General features: G+C 67.2%; 22 protein-coding genes. 10 read left to right on the forward strand and 12 right to left on the reverse strand.

The window, feature by feature from the left end; all coding sequences use genetic code 11:
- Nucleotides 1-105: 105 nt before the first annotated feature.
- Both U5798_RS08500 and U5798_RS08505 read left to right on the forward strand, forming a co-directional pair.
- Nucleotides 106-924, forward strand: a complete 819-nt coding sequence (locus U5798_RS08500) for an IclR family transcriptional regulator (protein WP_124451022.1) — start codon at nt 106-108, stop codon at nt 922-924.
- Between the two features lie 148 nt (nt 925-1,072).
- Nucleotides 1,073-1,711: a 2-hydroxychromene-2-carboxylate isomerase gene (locus U5798_RS08505; protein WP_322081789.1), complete on the forward strand. Its 639-nt coding sequence runs from the start codon at nt 1,073-1,075 to the stop codon at nt 1,709-1,711.
- 14 nt (nt 1,712-1,725) lie between these two features.
- Here the strand turns inward: U5798_RS08505 and U5798_RS08510 are convergent, their stop codons facing one another.
- Nucleotides 1,726-2,724, reverse strand: a complete 999-nt coding sequence (locus tag U5798_RS08510; protein WP_322081790.1) for a LysR family transcriptional regulator — start codon at nt 2,722-2,724, stop codon at nt 1,726-1,728.
- A gap of 101 nt (nt 2,725-2,825) precedes the next feature.
- On the opposite strand from U5798_RS08510, the gene U5798_RS08515 reads away from it, so the two are divergent.
- Together U5798_RS08515 and U5798_RS08520 are read left to right on the forward strand one after the other, a co-directional pair.
- Complete coding sequence (locus U5798_RS08515) at nt 2,826-4,058, forward strand: MFS transporter (RefSeq protein WP_124451015.1); 1,233 nt, start codon at nt 2,826-2,828, stop codon at nt 4,056-4,058.
- A gap of 436 nt (nt 4,059-4,494) precedes the next feature.
- Nucleotides 4,495-5,187 (forward strand): phosphatase PAP2 family protein, encoded by a 693-nt coding sequence (locus U5798_RS08520; RefSeq protein ID WP_124451013.1) that lies wholly within the window; start codon nt 4,495-4,497, stop codon nt 5,185-5,187.
- A 101-nt stretch (nt 5,188-5,288) separates the two neighbouring features.
- On the opposite strand, the gene U5798_RS08525 is transcribed toward U5798_RS08520, so the two are convergent.
- Both U5798_RS08525 and U5798_RS08530 read right to left on the reverse strand, forming a co-directional pair.
- The gene (locus U5798_RS08525) at nt 5,289-5,948 is read right to left on the reverse strand and encodes a glutathione S-transferase family protein (RefSeq protein ID WP_124451011.1); all 660 of its coding nucleotides are present in this window, start codon (nt 5,946-5,948) and stop codon (nt 5,289-5,291) included.
- A gap of 124 nt (nt 5,949-6,072) precedes the next feature.
- Nucleotides 6,073-7,143 (reverse strand): rhodanese-like domain-containing protein, encoded by a 1,071-nt coding sequence (locus tag U5798_RS08530; protein WP_322081791.1) that lies wholly within the window; start codon nt 7,141-7,143, stop codon nt 6,073-6,075.
- A 1,485-nt stretch (nt 7,144-8,628) separates the two neighbouring features.
- Here U5798_RS08530 and U5798_RS08535 point away from each other — a divergent pair.
- From U5798_RS08535 to U5798_RS08545, 3 genes are all read left to right on the forward strand, one after another.
- Nucleotides 8,629-9,231: a hypothetical protein gene (locus tag U5798_RS08535; protein ID WP_124451007.1), complete on the forward strand. Its 603-nt coding sequence runs from the start codon at nt 8,629-8,631 to the stop codon at nt 9,229-9,231.
- 378 nt (nt 9,232-9,609) lie between these two features.
- Nucleotides 9,610-10,515: an HTH-type transcriptional regulator ArgP gene (locus tag U5798_RS08540; protein ID WP_124451003.1), complete on the forward strand. Its 906-nt coding sequence runs from the start codon at nt 9,610-9,612 to the stop codon at nt 10,513-10,515.
- A 159-nt stretch (nt 10,516-10,674) separates the two neighbouring features.
- Nucleotides 10,675-10,887, forward strand: coding sequence for a DUF1059 domain-containing protein (locus U5798_RS08545; protein WP_124451001.1), 213 nt, complete (start codon nt 10,675-10,677; stop codon nt 10,885-10,887).
- 104 nt (nt 10,888-10,991) lie between these two features.
- On the opposite strand, the gene ltaE is transcribed toward U5798_RS08545, so the two are convergent.
- Nucleotides 10,992-12,005: a low-specificity L-threonine aldolase gene (gene ltaE, locus U5798_RS08550; protein ID WP_322081792.1), complete on the reverse strand. Its 1,014-nt coding sequence runs from the start codon at nt 12,003-12,005 to the stop codon at nt 10,992-10,994.
- A gap of 464 nt (nt 12,006-12,469) precedes the next feature.
- Here ltaE and U5798_RS08555 point away from each other — a divergent pair, with 464 nt between their 5' ends.
- Together U5798_RS08555 and cydB are read left to right on the forward strand one after the other, a co-directional pair.
- Nucleotides 12,470-13,882, forward strand: coding sequence for a cytochrome ubiquinol oxidase subunit I (locus tag U5798_RS08555; protein WP_322081793.1), 1,413 nt, complete (start codon nt 12,470-12,472; stop codon nt 13,880-13,882).
- 29 nt (nt 13,883-13,911) lie between these two features.
- Nucleotides 13,912-14,919, forward strand: coding sequence for a cytochrome d ubiquinol oxidase subunit II (gene cydB, locus U5798_RS08560; protein ID WP_034187693.1), 1,008 nt, complete (start codon nt 13,912-13,914; stop codon nt 14,917-14,919).
- 327 nt (nt 14,920-15,246) lie between these two features.
- Here cydB and U5798_RS08565 read toward each other — a convergent pair whose 3' ends face one another.
- The 8 genes from U5798_RS08565 to U5798_RS08600 form a co-directional block, all read right to left on the reverse strand.
- Complete coding sequence (locus U5798_RS08565; protein WP_322081794.1) at nt 15,247-15,531, reverse strand: helix-turn-helix domain-containing protein; 285 nt, start codon at nt 15,529-15,531, stop codon at nt 15,247-15,249.
- A gap of 15 nt (nt 15,532-15,546) precedes the next feature.
- Nucleotides 15,547-16,863 (reverse strand): type II toxin-antitoxin system HipA family toxin, encoded by a 1,317-nt coding sequence (locus U5798_RS08570; protein WP_322081795.1) that lies wholly within the window; start codon nt 16,861-16,863, stop codon nt 15,547-15,549.
- 103 nt (nt 16,864-16,966) lie between these two features.
- On the reverse strand, nt 16,967-17,161 hold the full coding sequence (locus U5798_RS08575; RefSeq protein WP_124450989.1) for a YqaE/Pmp3 family membrane protein: 195 nt from the start codon (nt 17,159-17,161) through the stop codon (nt 16,967-16,969).
- 121 nt (nt 17,162-17,282) lie between these two features.
- The gene (locus U5798_RS08580) at nt 17,283-17,738 is read right to left on the reverse strand and encodes a TIGR00725 family protein (protein ID WP_322081890.1); all 456 of its coding nucleotides are present in this window, start codon (nt 17,736-17,738) and stop codon (nt 17,283-17,285) included.
- 76 nt (nt 17,739-17,814) lie between these two features.
- Nucleotides 17,815-18,645, reverse strand: a complete 831-nt coding sequence (locus U5798_RS08585; RefSeq protein WP_124450987.1) for an ABC transporter permease — start codon at nt 18,643-18,645, stop codon at nt 17,815-17,817.
- 10 nt (nt 18,646-18,655) lie between these two features.
- Nucleotides 18,656-19,744 (reverse strand): extracellular solute-binding protein, encoded by a 1,089-nt coding sequence (locus tag U5798_RS08590; RefSeq protein WP_322081796.1) that lies wholly within the window; start codon nt 19,742-19,744, stop codon nt 18,656-18,658.
- Nucleotides 19,745-19,770: 26 nt separating this feature from the next.
- The gene (locus U5798_RS08595; protein WP_322081797.1) at nt 19,771-20,814 is read right to left on the reverse strand and encodes an ABC transporter ATP-binding protein; all 1,044 of its coding nucleotides are present in this window, start codon (nt 20,812-20,814) and stop codon (nt 19,771-19,773) included.
- A gap of 7 nt (nt 20,815-20,821) precedes the next feature.
- On the reverse strand, nt 20,822-21,673 hold the full coding sequence (locus U5798_RS08600) for an ABC transporter permease (protein WP_124450983.1): 852 nt from the start codon (nt 21,671-21,673) through the stop codon (nt 20,822-20,824).
- Nucleotides 21,674-21,835: 162 nt separating this feature from the next.
- Here U5798_RS08600 and U5798_RS08605 point away from each other — a divergent pair, with 162 nt between their 5' ends.
- Nucleotides 21,836-22,732, forward strand: a complete 897-nt coding sequence (locus U5798_RS08605; RefSeq protein ID WP_322081798.1) for a LysR substrate-binding domain-containing protein — start codon at nt 21,836-21,838, stop codon at nt 22,730-22,732.
- Nucleotides 22,733-22,770: the final 38 nt, after the last annotated feature.

A 22,770-nucleotide genomic window follows, 5' to 3' on the forward strand; every position in this document is an offset into this window, starting at 1 on the left:
TGGGCGATAAGCGGGGTATACCCGTGAAATTGCGATTTTACGGAACTTGCGTTCTGTCAGACAGAACGATATAGTCGACCGACCATCATTCGAAGGAAGTCCGCAGTGCCCACGAACCAAGCAGATCTTGCCGGCGACGCTCGCGATCCGGCGGCCGAAGAAGCGTCCAGCGGCGTCGCCGTGCTCGACCGTGCGTTCGCGATCCTCCGTGCGTTCGGGCAGACCGACGACCGGCTGTCGCTCGCCGAGCTGTCGCGCCGCACCGGCCTGTACAAGAGCACGCTCCTGCGCCTGCTCGCGGCGCTCGAGCATGGCGGCTTCATGCGCAAGCTCGACGACGGCCAGTACGCGATCGGGCACGAGCCGCTGCGGCTCGCCGCGCTGTACCAGCGTTCGTTCCGCGTCGGCCCGGTGGTCGAGCCGCTGCTCGAGGCGCTGAGCCGCGAACTCGGCGAAACGGCGTCGTTCTACGTGCGCCAGGGCGACATGCGCTCGGTGCTCTATCGCGTCGAGCCCGCACGCGCGGTGCGCGTGTCGATTCGCGTCGGCGAGGAATTTCCGGTTCGCCAGGGCGCATCCGGGAAGGTGCTGCTGGCCTTCACCGACACGCACGACGCCCGCTGGAACGACGTGCGCGAACAGCTGTGGGCCGCGTCCTACGGCGAGCGCGACCCCGAGACGGCATCGGCATCCGTGCCGGTGTTCGACGCGGCCGGCGAATGCGTCGGCGCGCTGACGGTGTCGGGCCCGAAATCTCGGCTCGCCGCCGCGCCGGCCATGGCGGCGGCGCTCGCGATGCTGCTGTCGCTCGCGCAGAAGGCGACCGTCGCGCTCGGCGGCGCCGGCACGCGCTACGATGCAGCCGCCGTGCGCGACAGTCTCGCGCGGCTCGCGTCATCGGCGGACGACGCCGCCTCGTCGTAGCGCACCGGTTACGCCGGGCCGGCGACGCATGAGGGAGCGCGAAAAGCGGCCGCATGCGACACTGGCCGCCGATGCACGCATCGCGCGACGCCCGCGGGCGCGCGGTGCGTGCCGCCGCCAACCGGACATGCACGAGGAGACGCTCGCGATGAACGCCGCACGCCCCGCCGCCTGGTATTTCGATTTCGTTTCGCCGTTCGCCTATCTGCAGCAGGAACAGTTCGACCGGTTGCCGCCGGCCGCCGCGTTCGAGCCGCGGCCGATCGTGCTCGGCGCACTGCTCGCGCACTGGGGGCAGAAAGCGCCGGCCGAGATCGCGGCCAAGCGCGTCTTCACCTATCGCCACGCGCAATACCGCGCGGACAAGCTCGGCATCGCATTCCGGATGCCGCCCGCGCATCCATTCAATCCGATCAAACCGCTGCGCCTCGCGATCGCGATGGGCAGCTCGCGCGACGCGATCCAGCGGATCTTCCGGCATATCTGGCGCAACGGTCGCGACGTGTCGACGCCGGAAGGCTTCGCCGCGCTGTGCGAAGCCGTTGGTTTTCCGGAGGGCGTGACGGCCGTCGAAGCACAGCCGGTGAAGGACGCGCTGCGCGCGAACACCGATCAGGCGATCGCCGACGGCGTATTCGGCGTGCCGACCTTCGCACTCGACGGCGACCTGTTCTGGGGCGAGGACGCGACCGACATGTTTGTCGACTGCGCGACGTCACGCGCGTGGCTCGACTCGCCCGAGGTACGCCGCATCAGCGCGCTGCCGGAAGGCATCCGGCGCGGCTGACGGCACGGCGGCCGTCACGCGCCGGCCGGATCGCCCTCGCGCCCTTCGACGAGCGTCGGTACGGCCTCGCGCATCATCGCGACGAACCGCACGAGCCGCGACGGATAGAACTGCGCATGCGGATAGGTCAGGTAGACGGGCAGCGGCGCGGCCTGCCACTCGGGCGCGAGATGGACGAGCTCGCCGCGCGCGAGATGGCCGGCGAGCATCCATGACGAGCCGACACACGCGCCGACGCCCAGCAGCGCCGCGCTGCGCAGCGCATACAGGTTCGCGGTCGTGATGCGCGGCCGGATCGCGATGCGCCGCGTATCGCCCGTGACCGCATGCGTCAGCGCAAGCTCGTTGCGGTAGTAGGTGCGCAACGCGAGCCACGGCAGCGCGGCCAGCGCGTCGGGGTCGGCCGGAACGTCGGCACCGTTCAGCACCGACGGCGCGGCGACCACGAAACGCGGCACCTTCGTGAGCCGGATCGCGACCACGCCCGGATCGGTCGGCTCGCCGACCTGGATCGCGCAATCGATGCCGCTGCCGACGAAGTCGCGCACCTCATCCTGCAGCAGCCACTCGACCGATACGCGCGGATAGTCGCGCAGGAACCGCGCGAGCGGCGCGACGAAACGCTCCTGCCCGAACGCGTGCGGCACCGCGACGCGCAGCAGCCCGTCGGGCTCCTCCTGCGCACCGCGCAAGTCCGCTTCGAACGCCGCCCAGTTCGCCAGCAACTCCTTCGCACGCTTGAAGCAGCGCTCGCCGTCGACGGTCAGCCGCATCGTGTGCGTCGTCCGTTGCAGCAGCCGCATGCCGAGCGAACGTTCGAGCGCCTGCAGCCGCCGGCTGATCGTCGGCTGCGTCGTATGCAGTTGCGCAGCGGCGGCCGACAGGCTGCCGGCCTCGACTATGCGTACGAACGTTTCCATCAGCTCGAAACGATAGCCGGCGCCGTCCACCGGCACGGCCTGAATGCGCCGAGACCCGCCAGTGGCGGGAAAAGGAGAGGATTTATCGGTCATTCGTGAAGCGTATAACAAATCTGCGCCAGATGGCACTACCGTGCCCGACCGTGTGCCGCCACACTCGCATCCATCCTGTTATCCAGCCAAGGATGCACACCATGTCCACCCCGACCCGTCTCGACGCCGCGCCCCGTGTGGCGCACGCCCCGGCCCATCCGGCCGCCCATTCGATGCCCGATCGCCGGCTCGTGCTGCTGCTCGCGGCCGCCGCCGGCCTCGGCGTCGCCCCGCTCTACTACGCGCAGCCGATGCTCGGCGCGCTCGGGCCCGATCTCGGCGCGTCGGCGCGCGCGATCGGCTTCGTGCCGACGCTCACGCAGCTCGGCTATGCGCTCGGCATCCTGCTGCTCGCGCCGCTGGGCGACCGCTTCGACCGGCGCCGCGTGATCGTGACCAAGGCTGCCGCGCTGGTCGTCGCGCTGCTGCTCGCGTCGATCGCGCCGTCGCTCGGGCTGCTGCTCGCGGCCAGCTTCGCGATCGGCCTCGCCGCGACGATGGCGCAGGACGTCGTGCCCGCCGCCGCGACGCTCGCGCACGACATGCATCGCGGCCGCATCGTCGGCACGGTGATGACGGGGCTGCTGCTCGGCATCCTGCTGTCGCGCGTCGTGGCCGGCTTCATCGCGGAAACGGCCGGCTGGCGCGCGATGTTCGCGCTCGCGGCCGTCAGCGTCGCCGCGATCGGCGCGGTGGCCGCGCGCGGGCTGCCGCGCTTCGAGCCGACCACGCGCCTGCCGTATCGCGCACTGATCGCCTCGCTCGGCGCGTTGTGGCGCGATCATCCGGCACTGCGCCGCGCCGCACTCGCGCAGGGGCTGCTCGCCATCGGCTTCAGCGCGTTCTGGTCGACGCTCGCGGTGATGCTGCACGGCGCGCCGTTCCATCTGGGCAGCGCGGCGGCCGGCGCATTCGGCCTCGCGGGTGCCGCCGGCGCGCTGGGAGCGCCGATCGCCGGACGCCTGGCCGACCATCACGGCCCCGAGCGCGTCACGCGCATCGGCATCGGCATCGCGGCGCTGTCGTTCGCATCGATGGCCGCCGCGCCGCTGATGTCGCCGCATGCGCAACTCGTGCTGCTCGCAGCCGCGACGATCGGCTTCGATCTCGGCGTGCAGGCGACGCTGATCGCGCACCAGGCAATCGTGTACCGGATCGATCCTGCGTCGCGCAGCCGCCTCAACGCGGTGCTGTTCGTCGGCATGTTCATCGGGATGGCGGCCGGCGCCGCGATCGGCAGTTTGTTGCTCGCGCAACTGGGCTGGAATGCGGTGACCGCGCTGGCCGTCTCGACATCGCTGGCCGCGCTCGCCGTGCGGGTCTGGCGCAACTGACATCCGGCATCGCACCGGCGAGGCGGGCAGGCCTGCAGGGCTTGCCCGCCTTTTCTTTTATTTTCGATCGGCGCATGCGCGACGCCGCGCGGGCCGGCAGATTCGCTCGCGAATTGCACGGTATGCACGGCAATCGCTCATCCGGCGCAAAGTCCGCACCGGCCTGGAAAATTGTCCAGTTCACCCAATTATTTTTATAACGGCGATGCGTGCTTGCGCGCAAACGTCGGACGATTCGCCCCTGCCGCGCCGCACGGCGCCCGCCCATCCGGCCCCACCACACCAACCCGTTTTATCAGGGGATTCCCGGTATTTTTTCGCATTTTCTTCGAAATAACGGGTGACATACTTGCCCCCCGTTGCGCTCCGGGCGAGCGCGCTTCCAGATCCTGCCGGCCGCACGTCATGCGCTGCGCGTCCGCCGGGGTCGCAGAACATGAACAATTTCGACACCACGATCCAGATCTTCCTCACTCACGTGACGTTCGGCCCGCTGATGAATCACGCGATCCGCGTGATCGCCGGCCTGTACACGTTCAAGGGCTTCGTGCTCATTCCCGTCCTGTGCTGGCTGTGGTTCCAGCCGGGCCCGAACCGCGAGCGGCAACGCGAGCTGGTCGTCGCGACGATCGCGAGCGGGCTCGTCGCGCTCGCGATCGGCCGACTGCTCGCGCAGGTGCTGCCGTTCCGCGTGCGGCCGATCTACAACCCCGACCTGCACCTGCACTTCCCGTCGGCCGGACTGCGCGCCGCGACGCTGCAGGCATGGAGCTCGTTTCCGAGCGATCACGCGATGCTGTGGATGGCGATCGCAACCGGCATCTTCATCATCGCGCGCCGCGTCGGCATCGTCGCGCTGCTGTATTCGGTCGTGTTCATCTGCCTGCCGCGCGCGTACCTCGGCTTTCACTACCCGACCGACCTGATCGCAGGCGCCGCGATCGGCATCGCGATCGCGTGGCTGCTGACGCGCGACGCGATCCGCTCGCGCTTCGCGCCGCAGGTGCTGGAGATGATCCGGCGCTTCCCCGCGCCGGCCTATACGCTCGCGTTCCTGCTGTGCTTCGAGCTCATCACGCAGTTCGACGAACTGCTGACGCTCGCGCAGTCGGTCACGCATACGATGTAACGGGTCGGTGCCGATGCTGCCCCTGCTGCTGTCGTTCCGTCGTCCCGGCACGCGCTGCCGGCCATGCGCGGCAGCCGCACGCCGCGCGACGGCCGCGCATGTCAGTCGCGGTCGGGCGCGCCGAGCGGAAAGAACGAGCGAAACGGCCGCGCCTCGTCGACCGCTCGCGCAAACGACGGCCGCGCCAGCAGACGCTTGCGGTACGCGATCACGTTCGCGAACGCCGGATCGATCCGGTGCGTCCAGTCCGCATAGAACAGGAACGGCGCCGCGCCGCAATCGGCGAGGCTGAAACGATCGCCGGCCGCCCATTCGCGATCGGCCATCTTCTTGTCCAGCCACGCATACGACGTGTCGAGCATCGCACGCGCATCGGCGACGCCGCGTGCATCGCGTTCCGACTCCCGGCGCAGCGCGTCATGCACGACCTTCTGCTGCGGCGTCGACACGTAGTTGTCGAAGAAGCGATCCATCATCCGCACCTCGAGCGCGGCGTGCGGATCGTCGGGCAGCAGGCGCACGGGGCCCGGATGGTTCAGGCCGAGATACTCGATGATGATCGACGCCTCGATCACCGTGCGGCCCGCGTCGACCAGCACCGGAAAGCGTTTCAGCGGCCACAGCGCGGTCAGCTCCTGCATCGGCTTCGGATCGTCGTGCGCGAGCAGGCGGTACTCGAACGGCGTACCGTTCTCGTACAGCGCGGTCAGCACCTTCTGGCAGTAGGACGAAAAGGGATGGGCGTAAAGGGTCGGCATCATCGCGTGTCTCTCGGGGTTGGGGGCGCCACGTCATGCGGCGCCACGTGATCGGATACCTTGACGACGTAGGGCGCCGCGCCGTTTCGACATCGGCCCGGCAATTTTTTTCGGTTTCTTCGGATCGCTACGACCGGCCGTCCCTCACGACGCGCCCTTCGGCACGCCAGCGCAGCATCCCGCCGCCCAGATTCGCGACCGCGTCGAAACCGGCCTTCAGCAGGATCACGGTCGCCTGCGCGGAGCGCCCGCCGGCCCGGCACACGGTCACGACCGGCCGGTCGCGCGCGATCTCGCCGGCACGCGCGGCCAGTTCGCCGAGCGGAATCGGCGTCGCGCCGGGCAGATGGCCGAGCGGGCCCGCGAATTCGTCCGGTTCGCGCACGTCGACGACCTGCACGGCCGGCAGGTGATCCTCGAGCCACTGCGGGTCGATTTCCCAGAACCCGGCGAACGTATAGACGAGCGGCGCCCAGTCGGGCGCCGCCTGCGCATCGGGTGCGTTCGAGGCGACGCCGCACTGCAGGTTCGCCGGCACGGCGACGTCGATCTGGCGCGGATGCGCGAGCCCGAGGTTGCGCATGTAGCCCGCGAAATCGTCTTCGCTGAGATCGCCGCCGAGGCGCGGATTGAAGCGCCGCTCCTCGCCGACGCTCGTCACCGTGAGCCCGCGATAGTCGTGAGCCGGATACAGCAGGCACGCGGCCGGCAGCGTGAAGAGCCGGCCGTGTACCGCGCGATACAGCGCGCGCGGGTCGCCCTGCTGGAAGTCGGTGCGGCCGGTGCCGCGGATCAGCAGGCAATCGCCGGTGAACGCCATTGATTCGTCGTCGAGCACGAGGCTGATGCAGCCGCTCGTGTGGCCGGGCGTCGCACGCACGGTCAGGTAGCGCGCGCCGAACGCGCAGCGGTCGCCGTCGTTCAGGTAGCGGTCGGCGCCCTGCGCGCCGCTCGCGGCCGAGATCGCGATCGCGCTGCCCGTGCGCTGCTTCAGCAGCCATGCGCCCGTCACGTGATCGGCATGCACGTGCGTGTCGACGGTCGCGACGAGCCGCAGCCCGAGTTCGTCGAGCAGCGCCGCGTCGCGGCGCACCTGCTCGAACACCGGATCGATCAGCAGCGCTTCGCGCGACGCGCGGTCGGCGAGCAGGTACGTGTAGGTCGACGATTGCGGGTCGAAAAGTTGCCGGAAGATCATCGCGAAGTCGCTCCGTCGCCTGTCCAGGTTGGTATTGTGCAGCCCACGTGCCGTGCGTCGCCGGTGCGCGCGTGAGCTCGAGTGCCGCGCCGTCCGTAAATGTTGCCGCACCGCATGATCCGGAGGTTCACGGCTGCGTCAGTTGAACATGGTCGTCCGGAACCGACGTCGGCAAGATGACATCGCCGCCGGGCAGCCGGCATCACACCTGCCGCGTTTCGCATCTTGATATAGCGTAGATCAAAATGCACGCGCCACCGGCGTCCCATATACGGCAATCGATTCCGACGACAAATGGCACACGGCGGACGATTTGCCGAGCCCCGACGGTGGCGTGCGCTGCCTTGTCGCTGACGATCGATCACATGAATAGTCACGAAAACGTTTGACTTTTAATCGTTGGTCCCGCGCCTATCAAGACGCTGGCAATCTGGTTTTTATTGAATTACCGGACAACCGTTCTTCATCGCAGGCGCTGTCTGGTCGCAGCTGTCCTGCGCCACGGAATATCGGCAATGGCTGCTACCAACCCGCATCGAACCACGCGATCACTGATGTGTAGCGACTGCTCAAACTGACCAAGGACCGAATCGTCGCGAATAAAACTCGACTTCTTCAGCCGCAATCAACGGTAAATTCAGATCCAGTCGGATTTATCGATTTTCATCGAAAATCAATCACAAGGCATGAGCCAGAAATCCAGATCACCTTATTTCGTCCATTTGAACTCGGTTAGCCGACGCGAAGAGAGGGATGGGAGATTTATCGGCAAACTGTGCAGTTTTTCAGGTACCAGCCGGTGCGTCAATCCCGGTGCCACCGGCGTTTCGTCTGAGAAAATCGATACTCTTTTTATTTTTTGATTGACTTAATTTTCTCCAATCGACACACAAAAATTTCACAACGCGCATTCTGAACTACGACCCCTTTAGCGTTTTCCCTAAAATGTAAAAGGAAGTGACTCATTAATCGGTGCCCGAATCCATGTCAGAACAATTCTGCATACTCCGGACTGGTGGATGTCGCGCATGGGTCGGACCCTTCTCGCACTCATTTCCCGCTCGTTACGTCATTTGCATTTCGTAACAAGTCGGGTTGATTCGTCAGGACGTGCTGTTTTAAATTTCGGCCGTCGCCCAGCAGCGTCCGGTAGTTGGGCGACGTTTCATTCTACAAATCGCGACGTGCCGGATACCTGGATGGTCAGCCATCCGACACTGCAAGCCTGCACGCCGTGCGGGCTTGATCAAGCGGTCGAACTCGCAACGGGTTTCGATTCGATTACAAGCAGCCCCTTGGAACCCGACGTGTCGTCGTGAGCGCGCCGAGTCCGTTCATGTCGTGCCGAACTGGAGCCGGTTTGATAGCGGAATCCACGGCCGAATTTTGATATTTGCGTCGCACTACTAAACGTATCGCCGAGATTCACCCCAGTTTTCGACGGTACGGCTTAACTTTGCGCAACGCGCCGAAAGAGGACAGAAAATGGAATTCGTACGAATGGGAATCGTCTTTGTTCATCTCATCGCCTGCTGTGTCGCGATCGGTCTCGTGCTGACCAGCGACATTGCCATGGTCAGGCGACTGCTGGATTCCGACGCACCTTCCGATCTTGCCCAGGTCCACCTGCCCAGCCTGCAGCGCACCGTCACGTGGGCACTGACGGCGCTGTGGATCACCGGCATCGCGATCATTGCGTTCGATATGCGGACTCAAGGTCTCGGGTATCTCGGCAATCCCAAGCTGCAGGCCAAGATCGCTATCGTCGCCTTGCTGACGTTCAACGGTATCGCTCTGCACTCCGCGGTCCTCCCGGCATTGGAGAAAGCGGGCTCCTTGCTGAAGCTTTCCTTCGAACGGCGCATGGTCGCCATTTTCGTGGGCGTGATTTCCGCCGTGTCGTGGTTCTATGCGGCGATGCTCGGCGTCGGGCGCCCGTTGAGCTGGAAGTATTCGTTGATCCAGATCCTGGCCGCTTACCCGGCACTGATTGCGGCCGGCATCGCCGTCATGTTGTTTATCACGGCAGTGGCGAAATCCAGGGCGCCGGCTGAACAACGGAATACTGAAAAGGTGGCGGCCTACTGATCGCCGACGCCCCAGGGATGCGCACTGCCCTCAGCAGGGTGCATCCTGTCGTCGCACCTTCCGCTCGGGCGAACGTCGAGCATTTTCGATTCCGCAATGTGCGGCACACCTGGGCCAGCTGGCACGTTCAGCGTGGCGCACCGCTCGAGTGGCTGCAGGAACTGGGGGACGGCCGGGTTACGACATGGTTCTCCGCCGTGCGTACCTTTTGCGCCAGACCATCCGGCACGACATGCCGAATCGGTCACCGTCTTGTCCCAAGGCTGGACCGATTTCCCTGTCTCAATCGATCGCCACGCGTCATAATCGGCCGCAACGCCATGACTAGCAGGGCTTCATCGTTTTGAGCACAACCATCCGTCTCGATCCATCCGATCCATGTCGCTGACGATCGATCCGAAGCAGGCCGCCGCGCTGCTGGCCGTCGCCGACACCGGCAGCTTCGAGCAGGCGGCCGTGCGCCTGCACGTGACCGCATCCGCCGTCACGCAGCGGGTCCGCGCACTGGAAGCCAGCCTCGGCACGCCGCTCGTGCTGCGCACACGGCCGTGCCGCCCGACGGTAGCCGGCCAGCGCGTGCTGCAGCACCTGCGCCGCGTCGCGCTGCTGCAGGCCGACCTGCAGAGCACGCTCGCGGCCGAGCGCGAATCGCCGATCTCCGTGACGATCGCGCTGAACGCCGACAGCCTCGGCACCTGGTTCCTGCCCGCGCTGACGTCCGTGCTCGCGGGCGAGCGCATCCTGTTCGAGCTGATCATCGAGGACCAGGACCATACGTTTGCGCTGCTCGAAAGCGGGATGGCGGTCGGCTGCGTGACGACCGAGCCGAAGCCGATGCGCGGCTGCATCGCCACGCCGCTCGGCACGATGCGCTACCGGCTGCTCGCGGCCGCCGCGTTCGCGGTGCGCTGGTTTCCGCGCGGGCTGAACCGCACGAGCGCGCGCAAGGCGCCTGTCGTCGCGTATTCGCGGCGCGACACGCTGCAGTCGTCGTTCCTGAAGGAGAAGTTCGGGTTACCGGACGGCGCGTACCCGTGCCACTACGTGCCGGGCACCCATTCGCACTTTGCGGCGGTGCGCCACGGGCTCGGCTACGCGATGGTGCCGGAGCCGCTGATCGGCACGACGCCGCTCGATGCGCAGGGCCTCGTCGATCTCGCGCCCGCACATCCGACCGACGTCACGCTGTACTGGCACGCGTGGACGGTGCAGTCGCCGACGATGGCGTCGCTGTCCGCGCGCGTGGTCGAAGCGGCACGCCGGCTGCTCTCGCCGTTGCCGTAGCGCGCCGGCGCGCGCGACGGCGATCGAGACTGCCGGCACGGTACGCACTGCGACGAGAAAGCCGGCCGCGCCGCCTATACTTTTTCCATCGGCCTCGCGAACGCGCCGCGCGGCCGCTCATCCAGGTCCGGCCGTTCCCTTTCATGTGAGGAGAACATCATGTCCCGCCGCTTTATCGATTGCCGCGAGTTTCCCAGCGCGACGAATTGCTCGGTCGCAATTTCCGCCGACTCCGACAACGAACTGCTGGAGGCCGCCGTGCAACATGCGGTCTCGGTGCACCAGCACACCGACAGCGCCGAACTGCGCACGCAGCTGAAATCGCTGTTCCATGACGGCACGCCGCCCGTCGATACGCCGCGGCAAGCGTAATCCGCCGGCACGGAGAAGATCAACCGACGACGCGCCGCGTCACCCTTCCGTATCGTGCGTCATGCCACGGCGCGCCGGCCCGCCGCCGGCCGGCGCATTCCGCTTCACGCGCGACGCTGCGCGAAATACGCGCCGACCGCGCCGAGGAACGTGTCGATGTCCGCACGCGACACGTCGCAGTGCGTGACGAAGCGCGACGCGTACAGCATCTGCGTGAGGATCCCGCGTTCCTTGAGCCACGCTTCGAGCGGCGCGCAATCGGCTTCGGGAAATTGCGCGAACACCATGTTCGTCGCGTGCGACATCACCTTCACGTCATCGATGCGCGCGAGGCCTTCCGCGAGATGCGCGGCATTCGCGTGATCGTCCGCGAGCCGCTCGACGTTGTGGTCGAGCGCATACAGGCACGCCGCCGCGAGGATGCCCGACTGCCGCATCCCGCCGCCGAGCACCTTGCGCCAGCGCTGTGCGCGCTCGATCAGCGCACGGCTGCCGACCAGCACGGAGCCGACCGGTGCGCCGAGCCCTTTCGAGAAGCAGATCGACACGGTGTCGAACGGCGCGCACAGCTCGGCGATCGGGCGGCCCGATGCGACGGCCGCGTTGCACACGCGTGCGCCGTCGAGGTGCGCGGACAACCCGCGGCTGCGCGCGAACGCGACGGCTTCCTGCACATAGCCGTCCGGCAAAACCTGGCCGCCGATCGTGTTTTCGAGCGCGAGCAGGCGCGTGCGGGCAAAGTGATTGTCGAGCGGCTTGATCGCCGCGGCGATCTTCGCGAGCGGCAGCGTGCCGTCGGGCGCATTCTCGATCGGCTGCGGCTGGATGCTGCCGAGCACGGCCGCGCCGCCGCCTTCGTACTTGTAGGTGTGCGCGAGCTGGCCGACGATGTACTCGTCGCCGCGCTCGCAATGCGACATCAGCGCGGCCAGGTTGCTCTGCGTGCCGCTCGGGAAGAACAGGCCGGCTTCCTTGCCGGCCCGCTCGGCCGTCACCGCCTGCAAGCGCAGCACGGTCGGGTCGTCGCCCCAGACGTCGTCGCCGGTCTCGGCGGTGGTCATGGCGGCCAGCATTGCCTGGCTCGGACGTGTCACGGTATCGCTGCGTAAATCGATCATCGCTATGCCCTGAGTAAACGCGGACCGGCATCCCTGCGTCCGGCCCTGCCGAAACGAGACTCAGAGTGTACGCAATTCACGCAGCGCGCGCCGGCCGGCGAACCGCAATCGCGCGCATCAATATCGCGGCGGCGGCGGCGGCTGGACGCTTGCAAGCGGCATCGGCGGCGCCGCGCTACCCGCCGCTGCATATTCGCCTGCGCAAAACCGTTCCGATGACGCAGCGCGCCATATTGACGCACGTGCGTCAGACCGCCACGCCGCGGCCGCGCGCGCCGCGAGCGGCCTTCTTGATACGAATCAACGATTTATCCCGAAATCGCACTCGGCGGGCTGGACATCTGCGACGAGTTGGCGCATTTCGCGGTGCAACATCGCGGCACATACTCCAGCCAACCCCGACGCCTGTCCGTCGGGGTCCGCCGGCACCCGCCGGCGGGTATCGTCAGCTTCGGTCATCTGGTATGGACACCGCACTTTCGGCCCTCGATCTGGCCCGCCTGCAATTCGCGTTCACCGTCTCCTTTCATATCGTCTTTCCGGCGTTGAGCATCGGCCTCGCCAGCTTCATCGCCGTGCTCGAATACCGCTGGCTCAAGACCGGCAAGCAGTACTACAAGACCCTCTGTCTGTTCTGGTCGAAGATCTTCGCGGTCGCGTTCGGGATGGGCGTCGTCTCCGGCGTCGTGATGAGCTACCAGTTCGGCACGAACTGGTCGGGCTTCTCGAGCTTCGCCGGCGCCGTCACCGGGCCGCTGCTGATGTACGAGGTCATGACCGCGTTCTTCCTCGAGGCCGGCTTCCTCGGCATCATGCTGTTCGGCTGGAACCGCGTCAGCCCGCGCGCGCACTTCGGCGCGACGCTGATGGTCGCGATCGGCACGCTGATCTCGACGTTCTGGATCCTCGCGTCGAACAGCTGGATGCAGACGCCGCAGGGCTTCGAAATCGTCGACGGCCGCGTCGTGCCGACCGACTGGTTCGCGATCATCTTCAACCCGTCGTTCCCGTACCGCCTGTTCCACATGGCGATCGCCGCGTTCATCGTCGCCGCGCTCGTGGTGGCCGCGACGGGCGCATGGCACCTGCTGAAGGGCCGCCGCGACAAGGGCGTGAAGAAGATGTTCTCGATGGCGCTGTGGCTGCTGCTCGTGCTCGCGCCGCTGCAGGCCCTGATCGGCGACCAGCACGGCATCAACACGCTGAAGCACCAGCCGGCGAAGATCGCCGCGATCGAAGGGCTGTGGGAAACCGAAAAGGGCGGCACCGCGCTCAACCTGTTCGGCATTCCGGACATGAAGGCGGAAACGACCCGCTACGCGGTGAAGGTGCCGCACCTCGGCAGCCTGATCCTCACGCACAGCTGGGACGGCGAGATCCGCGGGCTGAAGGACTTTCCGCCGGAAGACCGCCCGAACTCGACGGTCGTGTTCTGGAGCTTCCGGATCATGGTCGGCCTCGGCTTCGCGATGATCGGCCTCGCCGCGCTCGCGTGGTTCCTGCGCCGCCGTGGCCGCCTGTATGAATCGAAGTGGTTCCAGCGCTTCGCGCTCGTGATGGGCCCGACCGGCTTCGTGTCGCTGCTCGCGGGCTGGGTGACGACCGAAGCGGGCCGCCAGCCCTGGGTGGTCTACGGCGTGATGCGTACCGCGCACGCGGTGTCGCCGCTGTCGGTGCAGCAGGTCAGCCTGTCGATGATGACGTTCGTGATCGTGTACTTCCTCGTGTTCGGCACCGGCGTGTACTACATGCTGAAGCTGATGAAAGCCGGCCCCGCGCTGCCCGACGTGAAGCATGACGACACGCCCGACACGCGCCCCGATCACACCGCGCGCCGTCCGATGTCGGCCGTCGACGAACTGATCGAGACCGTCTGAGCCCACCCCTTTCGCATACGAGAAAACCTATGGACGTCACCGTAATCTGGGCCGCGATCATCGCATTGGGGCTCTTCATGTACGTCGTGCTCGACGGCTTCGACCTCGGCATCGGCATCGTCTTCCCGTTCTTCCCGGACGAGAAGGAACGCGACCTGATGATGAACACGGTCGCGCCCGTGTGGGACGGCAACGAGACGTGGCTCGTGCTCGGCGGCGCCGGGCTGTTCGCGGTGTTCCCGATCGTCTACTCGACCGTGCTGTCCGCGCTGTACCTGCCGCTGATCTTCATGCTGGTGTGCCTGATCTTCCGCGGCGTGTCGTTCGAGATCCGCGCGAAGGCGCGGCGCACGAAGCAGCTGTGGGATCTCGCGTTCATCGGCGGCTCGGCCGGCGCGACGCTGTTCCAGGGGATCGCGCTCGGCGCGTTCCTGCAGGGCATCAACGTGAAGGACGGCGTGTTCGCCGGCGACGCGTTCGACTGGCTCACGCCGTTCAGCCTGCTGACGGGCCTCGGCCTGATCGTGACCTACGCGCTGCTCGGCTGCTGCTGGCTCGTCGCGAAGACCGAAGGCGACCTGCAGCGCCGCCTGCATCGCGTCGTGTGGCCACTGACCGTCGTGCTGCTCGGCTTCATCGCGGTCGTCAGCCTGTGGACGCCGCTGCAGGATCCGGCCATCGCGCAGCGCTGGTTCGATTCGGGGCTGTTCTGGCGCCTGCTGCCGGTGCCGTTCCTGGTCGCCGGATGCGCGGTGTGGATGCGCCGCGCGGTGCGCGACCGGCACGACATGACGCCGTTCGTGCTCGCGCTGGCGCTGGTGCTGCTCGGCTATGTCGGCCTGCTCGTCACGCTGTTCCCGTATGCGATTCCTCAGACGATGACGATCTGGGAAGCGGCGGCGCCGCGTTCGAGCCAGACCTTCACGCTGGTCGGCGCAGCGGTTATCCTCCCGATCATCATCGCCTACACGACGATGGGATACTGGGTATTCCGAGGCAAGGTGCGCCATGAAGACCAGCATTACTACCACCACTGATTCCGCCGATCGCCCGCCCGAGGCGCCACGGCCGCGGATGCGCGGCTGGATGTGGTTCGTCGTTCTGTGGGCGGGCGGCGTGATCGGCGCCGTCACGCTCGGCTATGCGTTCAAGATCTTCATGAACCTGACGCTGTTTGCGGTGTAGTAGGCGGAGCGGCCGCCCCGGTCGAACGATGACGGGGGCGGCCGTTTTGTCATTGATGGCTGCATGCCGACGCGCCGGGCGCCCCGGCTTGCGGCTACGCTCGCGGTCGGGCAGCGCCGCACTCGCGGGCGGACGCACTGGACCGGCCGCCGCAGTGAGCGGCAGTGGGCATCGCCTGGCTACGCGTTCTGTCGCACCACACCCAGTTTGAGCCCCAGCATGCCGAAGATGCGATTCATCGTCTGAACCGTTCCGTCGCTGCGACCCTGTTCGATATCCTGAATCGTCTTCGTCGATACGCCGGCAAGCTTCGCCATTTCAGCGCTCGTCAGCCGCATCGTCTTCTTCAAATGACGCATCGATTCGCGCAGCGGCCATTCGGGGTGCGCGAGAACGTCCTCGATCGCCTGGCGCCGCAGCGCAAGCTGTTCAGGAAGCGACATCGCGTTGTAGCGTTTGTCCATGGCGTCGCGTCTGGGCTAGCGCAACGCGTCGAGCTCGCCAGCAAGCCGCTCGAGACCGGGTTTCAGAAATGCGTGCACGTCGTGTTCCAGCCCGAAATCAACACCGTGATCGGCGATATCCTGCAGATGCGGCGCCATTGCACGCAGACGCATCTGCAATACGTGACGATCGAGCGCAACATGCGTATCCCCCGATTGCGGTTCACTCGACTGCACGACGGCGTCAAGTACCCTCGCCCAATCCGGTCGGCCATCGTCATTTCCTTCCCAGCGAATGCGGCGCGCAATGCCGTCAGGATGAAGATACATCGGCGCGAAATCGTACAGTGGCGTCAGGGCGATGCGACCGTCGAAGTCCCGTTGCAACGCCGTGTTTCGCGCATGATTGTCCTTGTTGCCAAGCGCAAGGTTGGCAACATCGCGACACAGATATTCAGCCACCTCGGATTGAGGATCCGTGCATCGACGCACGAGTTGCCGGCACACCTCATCGTGACTCGGCACGACACCGAAGCCGGCCTTGCCCGTCAGCGAAGCGATACTCTCCTGGCCGAACCGGACAACACTGCCACCGCTTCGCGCGCGATCGAACCGCGGGATGAACAGCGACCGATCCCGCAACATCAGCGGCGCATGCACGCGCAAGCCTAGACGCCGAGCCAATGCCATGTACGGTGCCTCATGCCGCAGGATCCGGGCAAGGCGTTCGTTCGTGCCGCGTCCGAACTTGACGATGTAATGCTCGATTGCGCGCTCGTCTGGCAGCGTGTGATCGAGATAGAGCAGTCCATCGTCAGCGCGAGTCAGCAACAGCTTCGGCCACTCGCCCTGCACGCCAGACGAGCCTGCAACGAAGAATCCATGTTCGGCGAGATATTCGCTGAATTCGTCGCCGCGGGCGGCAACGTCATCGTCCGTAAATCCTTGTTGTGGCCCTCCGCGCTCGGCGAGCCATTGCGCGGCTTCCTTGACCCGCAAATTGCCGATCGAGTTGCCGGCTCCCGCGAGCAGCAAGCGCCAGTCGGCACGCTCCTCGGCCGTTTCGGGAAGGTCGAGTCGACGCAGCAGTTCCTGACGGCCGAATCCTTGCGGCAACAAGTCGATCAGGAAAATCGGCCAATGGGACGTCACCAGCGGCTCGAGGTCGACCGGGAAAGTGCACGACATCGCGCGCGCGTCGCGGGCGAACTGATGCCGAACGACCCATTCGACGTCGTAGCCTGTATAGGCGCGGCCGCGCCACCCTTCGTCCGGCTCACCGAACAGGGTGACGCCACCCACGTCATGCCAGGTACCGTCGGCGTGAAGCTGAATCGTGCAAGAAGGCATCATTTAAGCAGAAATCTATACAAAATATGTCACTGGCTATCAGTGAATTATATAAATTTCTGCCGAAATAGAAACCATGTTGTTCGGCAGATACGGCGCGCCCCGCCTACCGCCGCTCGCGCAACGCCGCTTCGATCTTGCGATCGGTCTTGTACTGGCTCAGCGCGTACACCGACCAGATCGCGGCCGGCAGCCAGCCGATGATCGTGATCTGCAGGAGCAGGCAGATGATCCCGGCGATCGGGCGGCCGATCGTGAAGAACTGGAACCATGGGAGCAGCAGGGCAAGCAAAAGGCGCATGAACGATCCTCTCGGTACGTCGTTGAACGGGTGATGCGCGGCCAATATGGCGGGTTGCGCGCCCCGTTTCAAGCCCGGACGCGACACTCGCCGGGCAAAGCCCCGCGCCGTTACCCCCGCGCTACGCCGATTCGGCCAGCCACTGCGCGACGCGCGCGACGAGCCCGTCCGCTTCGTCGAAGCACTCGACGCCCGCCACCTGCGGCGCGCCGCAAATCGTGAACACCGGCTTGCCCCACTGCAAGCCGAGCGCGATTTCGGACAGCGTGCCGAGCCCGCCGCCGACCGCGATCAGGCACAGCGACGCACGCGCGACGAGCGCATTGCGCGTGATGCCGAGCCCGGTCGGCAGCGCGACGCTCAGGTACGGATTCGCGAGCGTCGCATCGTCCTCGGGCAACAGCCCGATCGCGCAGCCACCAGCCGCGTGCGCGCCGCGCGCGGCGGCCTCCATCACGCCCTGCTTGCCGCCGCCGACGAGCGCGACGCCCGTCGACGCCACCGCGTGCGCAATCCGTTCCGCGACCCGCATCTGCTCGTCCGTCGCGTCGCGCGGGCCGATCAGGCCGACCGGCATCCGGTGCCGGTGCACGCCGCGTTGCCGCTGCGCCAGTCGCGCGAGCGCGTCGCGCGCCGGTTCGGACCACGCGCATTCAATGACGTCGTTGGCGAACAAGACCTTCTCCCAGTGCCAGAACGCAGGTACAGATGGCCGTCAGCACGATCGACAGCACGGCCGCCTGCGAAAAATCGGTTTGCCCGTCCGACAGCTTCAGGTACATCAGCAGCGGCAGGATGTTGATCTGCGTGCCCGCCAGCGCGATCGCCGTGCCGTAGGTACCGAGCGCGATCGCGGTCACGAGGCACCAGGCGGACGCGACCGACGGCCACAGCTCGCGCCACGCGACGTCGAGCCAGGCCCGCCACGGCCGTGCGCCGAGCGTCAGCGCCGCCTCGAGCGGCCGCCGGTCGAGATTCGCGAGCGCCGGATAGATCATCAACGCGACCCGCGGAATCAGGTAGTACGCGTAGGCGACCGCGAGCCCCGGCATCGTGTAGATCGCCCCGCCGACCAAGGTCGGATCGGCGCCCAGCGCGGCCAGCAGCGTGGTCACGAAGCCCGCGCGGCCGAACGCGAGGATGAAGCCGTACGCGATCACCAGCCCGGAGAACGCGAGCGGCACGCCGAGCAGCGCGAGCGACCAGTGGCGGCGCGCCGGCGACTGCCCGGCCAGCGCGAATGCGACCGGCACGCCCACGCCGACCGACAGCGTGCCGGCGCCGATCGCCAGCGCCAGCGAGCGCGCGATCGCGTCGGCGACGAGCGGATCGCGCCACACCGCCGCAAACGCGCGGCCGCCGCCTGCGCACGCCGCATCGACCAGCGCGGCGAGCGGCAGCACGAAGCACACCGCGAGCAACGCCGCGGCGGGCAGCGCGCCGAAGCGGCGCAGCACGCCGCGTTCCGGTAACGAAACCTGCATCCCGCGCCCCTTACTGGCCGAGCGTGGCCTGCGACCAGAGCTGGTCGACCTCGGCCTTGCGCGCCGCCGCCTTCGCGACATCGAGCGGGCGCACCTGCGGCGCGTTCGGCAGCTTCGCCGCGACCTCCGGTGCGACCGGCGTGCCGGGCACCGCGGGACGCACATAGCCTTGCGCGAACAGCGCCTGCCCGACGTCGCTCATCACGAGGTTGAGCCAGAGCTGCGCGGCGGACGGGTTGGGGCCGTTCTTCACGAGACTCATCGCATAGGGCGCCGACACGCTGCCGTCCTGCGGAATCACGATGTCGGCCGCGTCGCCCATGCCGTCCGCGTACTTCGCCTTGAGGCCGTCGTTCTCGTAGCCGATCAGGATCGGGATCTCGCCCTTGACGAACTTCGCGTACGGCGTCGTGCCCTCGACGCGCAGCACGTTGCCGGCCTGCTTCAGCTTGCCGAAGAAGTCGGCGCCCGGCTTCGGGTTCTCGACGCTGCCGCCGTTCGCATAAGCGGCCGCGAACACCGCGACCTGGCCCTGCCCGGTCGAGCGCGGGTCGAGATAGACCACGGCGTTGCGGTACTCGGGCTTCAGCAGGTCGGACCAGCGCTGCGGCACGTTCTTGACGAGCTTCCGGTTGACGAGGAACGCGATGTTCAGCGAATGCACGGCGAACCAGCGGGCGTCGGTCGCGCGAAACACGCCCGGCAGCTTGTCGAAGTTGACCGGCCGGAACGGCGCCACGACGTCCTTGCCCGCGGCATCGAGCGCCGATGCCGCGAAGTAGTACGCGGTATCGGCTTGCGGACGGCGACGCGACTTGTCGAGCGCGACGACGGTCGCGGCCGAGCCGATGTCGTTGTACGTGATCTCGACCTTCGGGTAGCGCTTGCGGAATTCGGCGAACAGCGCCTTCCAGTTCGCCCATTCGGGGCCGGTATCGAACGACACGACGAGCCCTTCGTCGGCCGCCTTCGCGTACAGCGCGTCTTCGCCCGGATACAGCGGCGCGGCCTGCGCCGCCGCGCAAGAAAGCGCCGCGAGCGCACACAGCGCCAGCACGCGGGCGCGCATGGCCTTCACAAGAGGGGAGCCTGCAAGCATCGTGAATCTCCTTTGAACGAAAAGGGTCAGCGCGCGTCCGGCGAGGCCGGCAGCACGAGCAGATGGCACGGGTCGATCGCGATGCTGCGCGCGGCGGGCTCGCGCCCTTCGCACAGCAGCACGTCGGCCGAGCCGTCCGGAATGAAGTCGTAGCGCTGCGTCGCGCCGAAGTAACGCACTTCCCCGCGACGGCCTTCGATGCGGTTCGCGCTCCGTGCCGGCGGATCGGCCTGCACGTGCTCGGGCCGCACCAGCACCGCGATTTCGTCGCCCGCCCGATGCGCGCCCGTTTCCGCGCGCAGCGTCGCGAAACTCACGTCGATTTCGCCGTGCGCGAGCACCCGCCCGCGCAGCAGCGTCGAATGCCCGACGAAGCGCGCGACCTGCGCGGTGGCCGGGCGCTCGTACAGCTCGCGCGGCGTGCCGGCCTGGAGCACGCGGCCGCCGTCGACGATCGCGACGCGGTCGGCCATGCTCAGCGCTTCGTCCTGGTCGTGCGTGACGAACAGCGTTGTCGCGCCGCACGCGCGCTGCAGCGCGCGGATCTCGTCGCGCAGCTGATGGCGGATGCCGGCATCGAGCGCCGCGAGCGGCTCGTCGAGCAGCAGCAGCTTCGGCTCGATCACGAGCGCCCGCGCGAGCGCGACGCGCTGCTGCTGCCCGCCGGACAGCATGGCGACGCCGCGCGCCGCATGGGCCGACAGCCCGACCCGCTCAAGCATGTCCAGCGCACGCCGGCGCCGCAGGTCGGCCGCGACGCCGCGCATCCGCAGCCCGTACGCGACGTTGTCGACGACCGACAGGTTCGGGAACAGCGCGTAGTGCTGGAACACCATCCCCACTTCGCGCCGCCACACGGGCACGCCGGCCACGTCGTCGCCGCCGATCGCGATGCGGCCGCGCCAGCCGTCGAGCAGCCCGGCCGCGAGCCTCAGCAGCGTGGATTTGCCGGACCCGCTGCGCCCCATCACCGCGAGCAGTTCGCCCTGCGCGGCGGACAGCGTGACGTCCTCGACGCCATGACGGGCGCCCGGATACTGGAAATTGACGTGTTCGAATTCGAGGCTCATGGATGACTCACTTCAGACGTTGCACGGTGCCGACGGACACGAGCGTCGCGAGCACGGCGAGCACGAGCAGCACGACGGTGGCCGCGCACGCCATCCCCGTCGCGCCGTAGAACGCCTGCAGCAACACGATCGGATAATTCCGGTAGCGAAAGCCGGCGATCAGGTTCGAGATCTGGAATTCGCCGATCGACAGCGCGGCCACCATCACGAGGCCGGAAAACAGGCTGTGCCGCAGGTTCGGCAGCACGATCGTGACGAACTGGCGCAGCGGCGTCGCGCCGAGCGTCGCCGCGCAGGCCTCGAGCCGCGCGAGGCCGAGGTGGCGCAAGTCGCCGAGCAGCGTCTGCAGCAGGTACGGCAAGGTCAGCACCGCGTGCGCCGCGATCATCAGCGGCAACGTGCCGAGCCACGGCAGCGTGTCGCCGCTGAAGATCGCGATGTAGCCGAAGCCGAGCGTCAGCGCCGGCACGGCGACCGGCATCAGCATCACGATGCGCGTCGCGAACCCGCCGCCGGCCTGCGCACGATGATGCAGCGCATACGCGAGCGGCAGGCCGATCGCCGCGTTGAGCGCACAGCACGCCAGCGCCACGATGAAGCTCACGCCGAACGCGCGGGTAAAGCTCCGGTTCGCGGCCAGGTCGGCAAACCAGTGCCCGGTGACGCCGGTGGGCAGCAACGTGTTCGTCCACGATTCGCCTACCGCGCCGATCAGCAGCAATGCGATCGGCAGCAGCAGGTAGAGCGCGAACACCGCGAGCAGCGCCTGCAGCAACAGGCGGCCGACACGCGGATGCGCCGCTCTGTTACGACGAATCGGAACACCGTCGGCCAATGCCGGGGCGGTTGACGGATGCATGAACTCACTCGCTGACGATCGGGGAATACCTCGCACGACGCCCGCCGGACGGGGCCCGCTTGCGTTGTCGAAGCCGGCGCAGTGTGCGGTTTCGACATGGCATCGTCATGAAAAAAACGTAAAAAGCGCGCATCGACCTGTGCAAAGACGGAACAGCCCGCCATGAAGCACCTGTATCCGAACGTGGCGGAGCTGCATGCATTCGCCGCGTCCGCGAAGTACCTGAACTTCTCCTACGCGGCCCGCGAACTGGGCCTGACGCCGAGCGCGGTCAGCCGGCAGATCGCGAACCTCGAGGCACTGTTCGGCGTGAAGCTGTTCGTGCGCGAGGGGCGCGGCCTCGCGCTCACGCGTGCGGGCCAGGTGTATCACGCACGCGTCGTCGGGCCGCTGCGCGAAATCGGCAACGCGTCGATCGAACTGTTGAGCGCACGCGAGAACAGCGACCTGCTGACGATCGCGAGCGTGCCGACGTTCACGACCAAGTGGCTGCTGCCGCGGCTCACGCGCTTTCTCGCCACGGCACCGGACGTCACGCTGAGTTTCCGCCGCCATCTCGCGCCCGGCGACGTGTTTCCGTTCGGACTCGACGCGGCGATCCGCTACGGCGACGGGGGATGGGAAGGCGTGCGAAGCGACTATCTGGGCGGGCGGACCTTCGTGCCGGTCTGCTCGCGCGAATTCGCCGAGCGGCATGCGCTGCACGCGCCCGCCGACGCGGTCGCGGCACCGCGCCTCGTGCACGAACAGGCGGAGATCGCATGGTCCGCATGGGCGGAGCGTCATCGCGCGTCGCAGATGAACGCGCTGGCCGGGCCGCGCTTCGAGCAGTATTCGGTATTGATCCAGGCCGCGCAGGCCGGGCTCGGGATCGCCCTCGTGCCGCGCTTCCTGATTCTCGACAACCTCGCGGCGGGCACGCTGGTCGAGCCGTTCGATGCACCGGTCGACGTGGACGCGCAGGGGCACTATCTCTGCTATGCGCCGGAGCGCCTCGACACGAGCGATGCGTTGCGGCGGTTCAGGGACTGGATGCTGGACGAATCGGGAGGTGCGTAGGCCGGGAACGGCGCGCGCCGCCGCACGGCCGCGCGCGC

Source organism: Burkholderia sp. BCC1972, from assembly GCF_905339605.1.
Classification (GTDB): Bacteria; Pseudomonadota; Gammaproteobacteria; order Burkholderiales; family Burkholderiaceae; genus Burkholderia.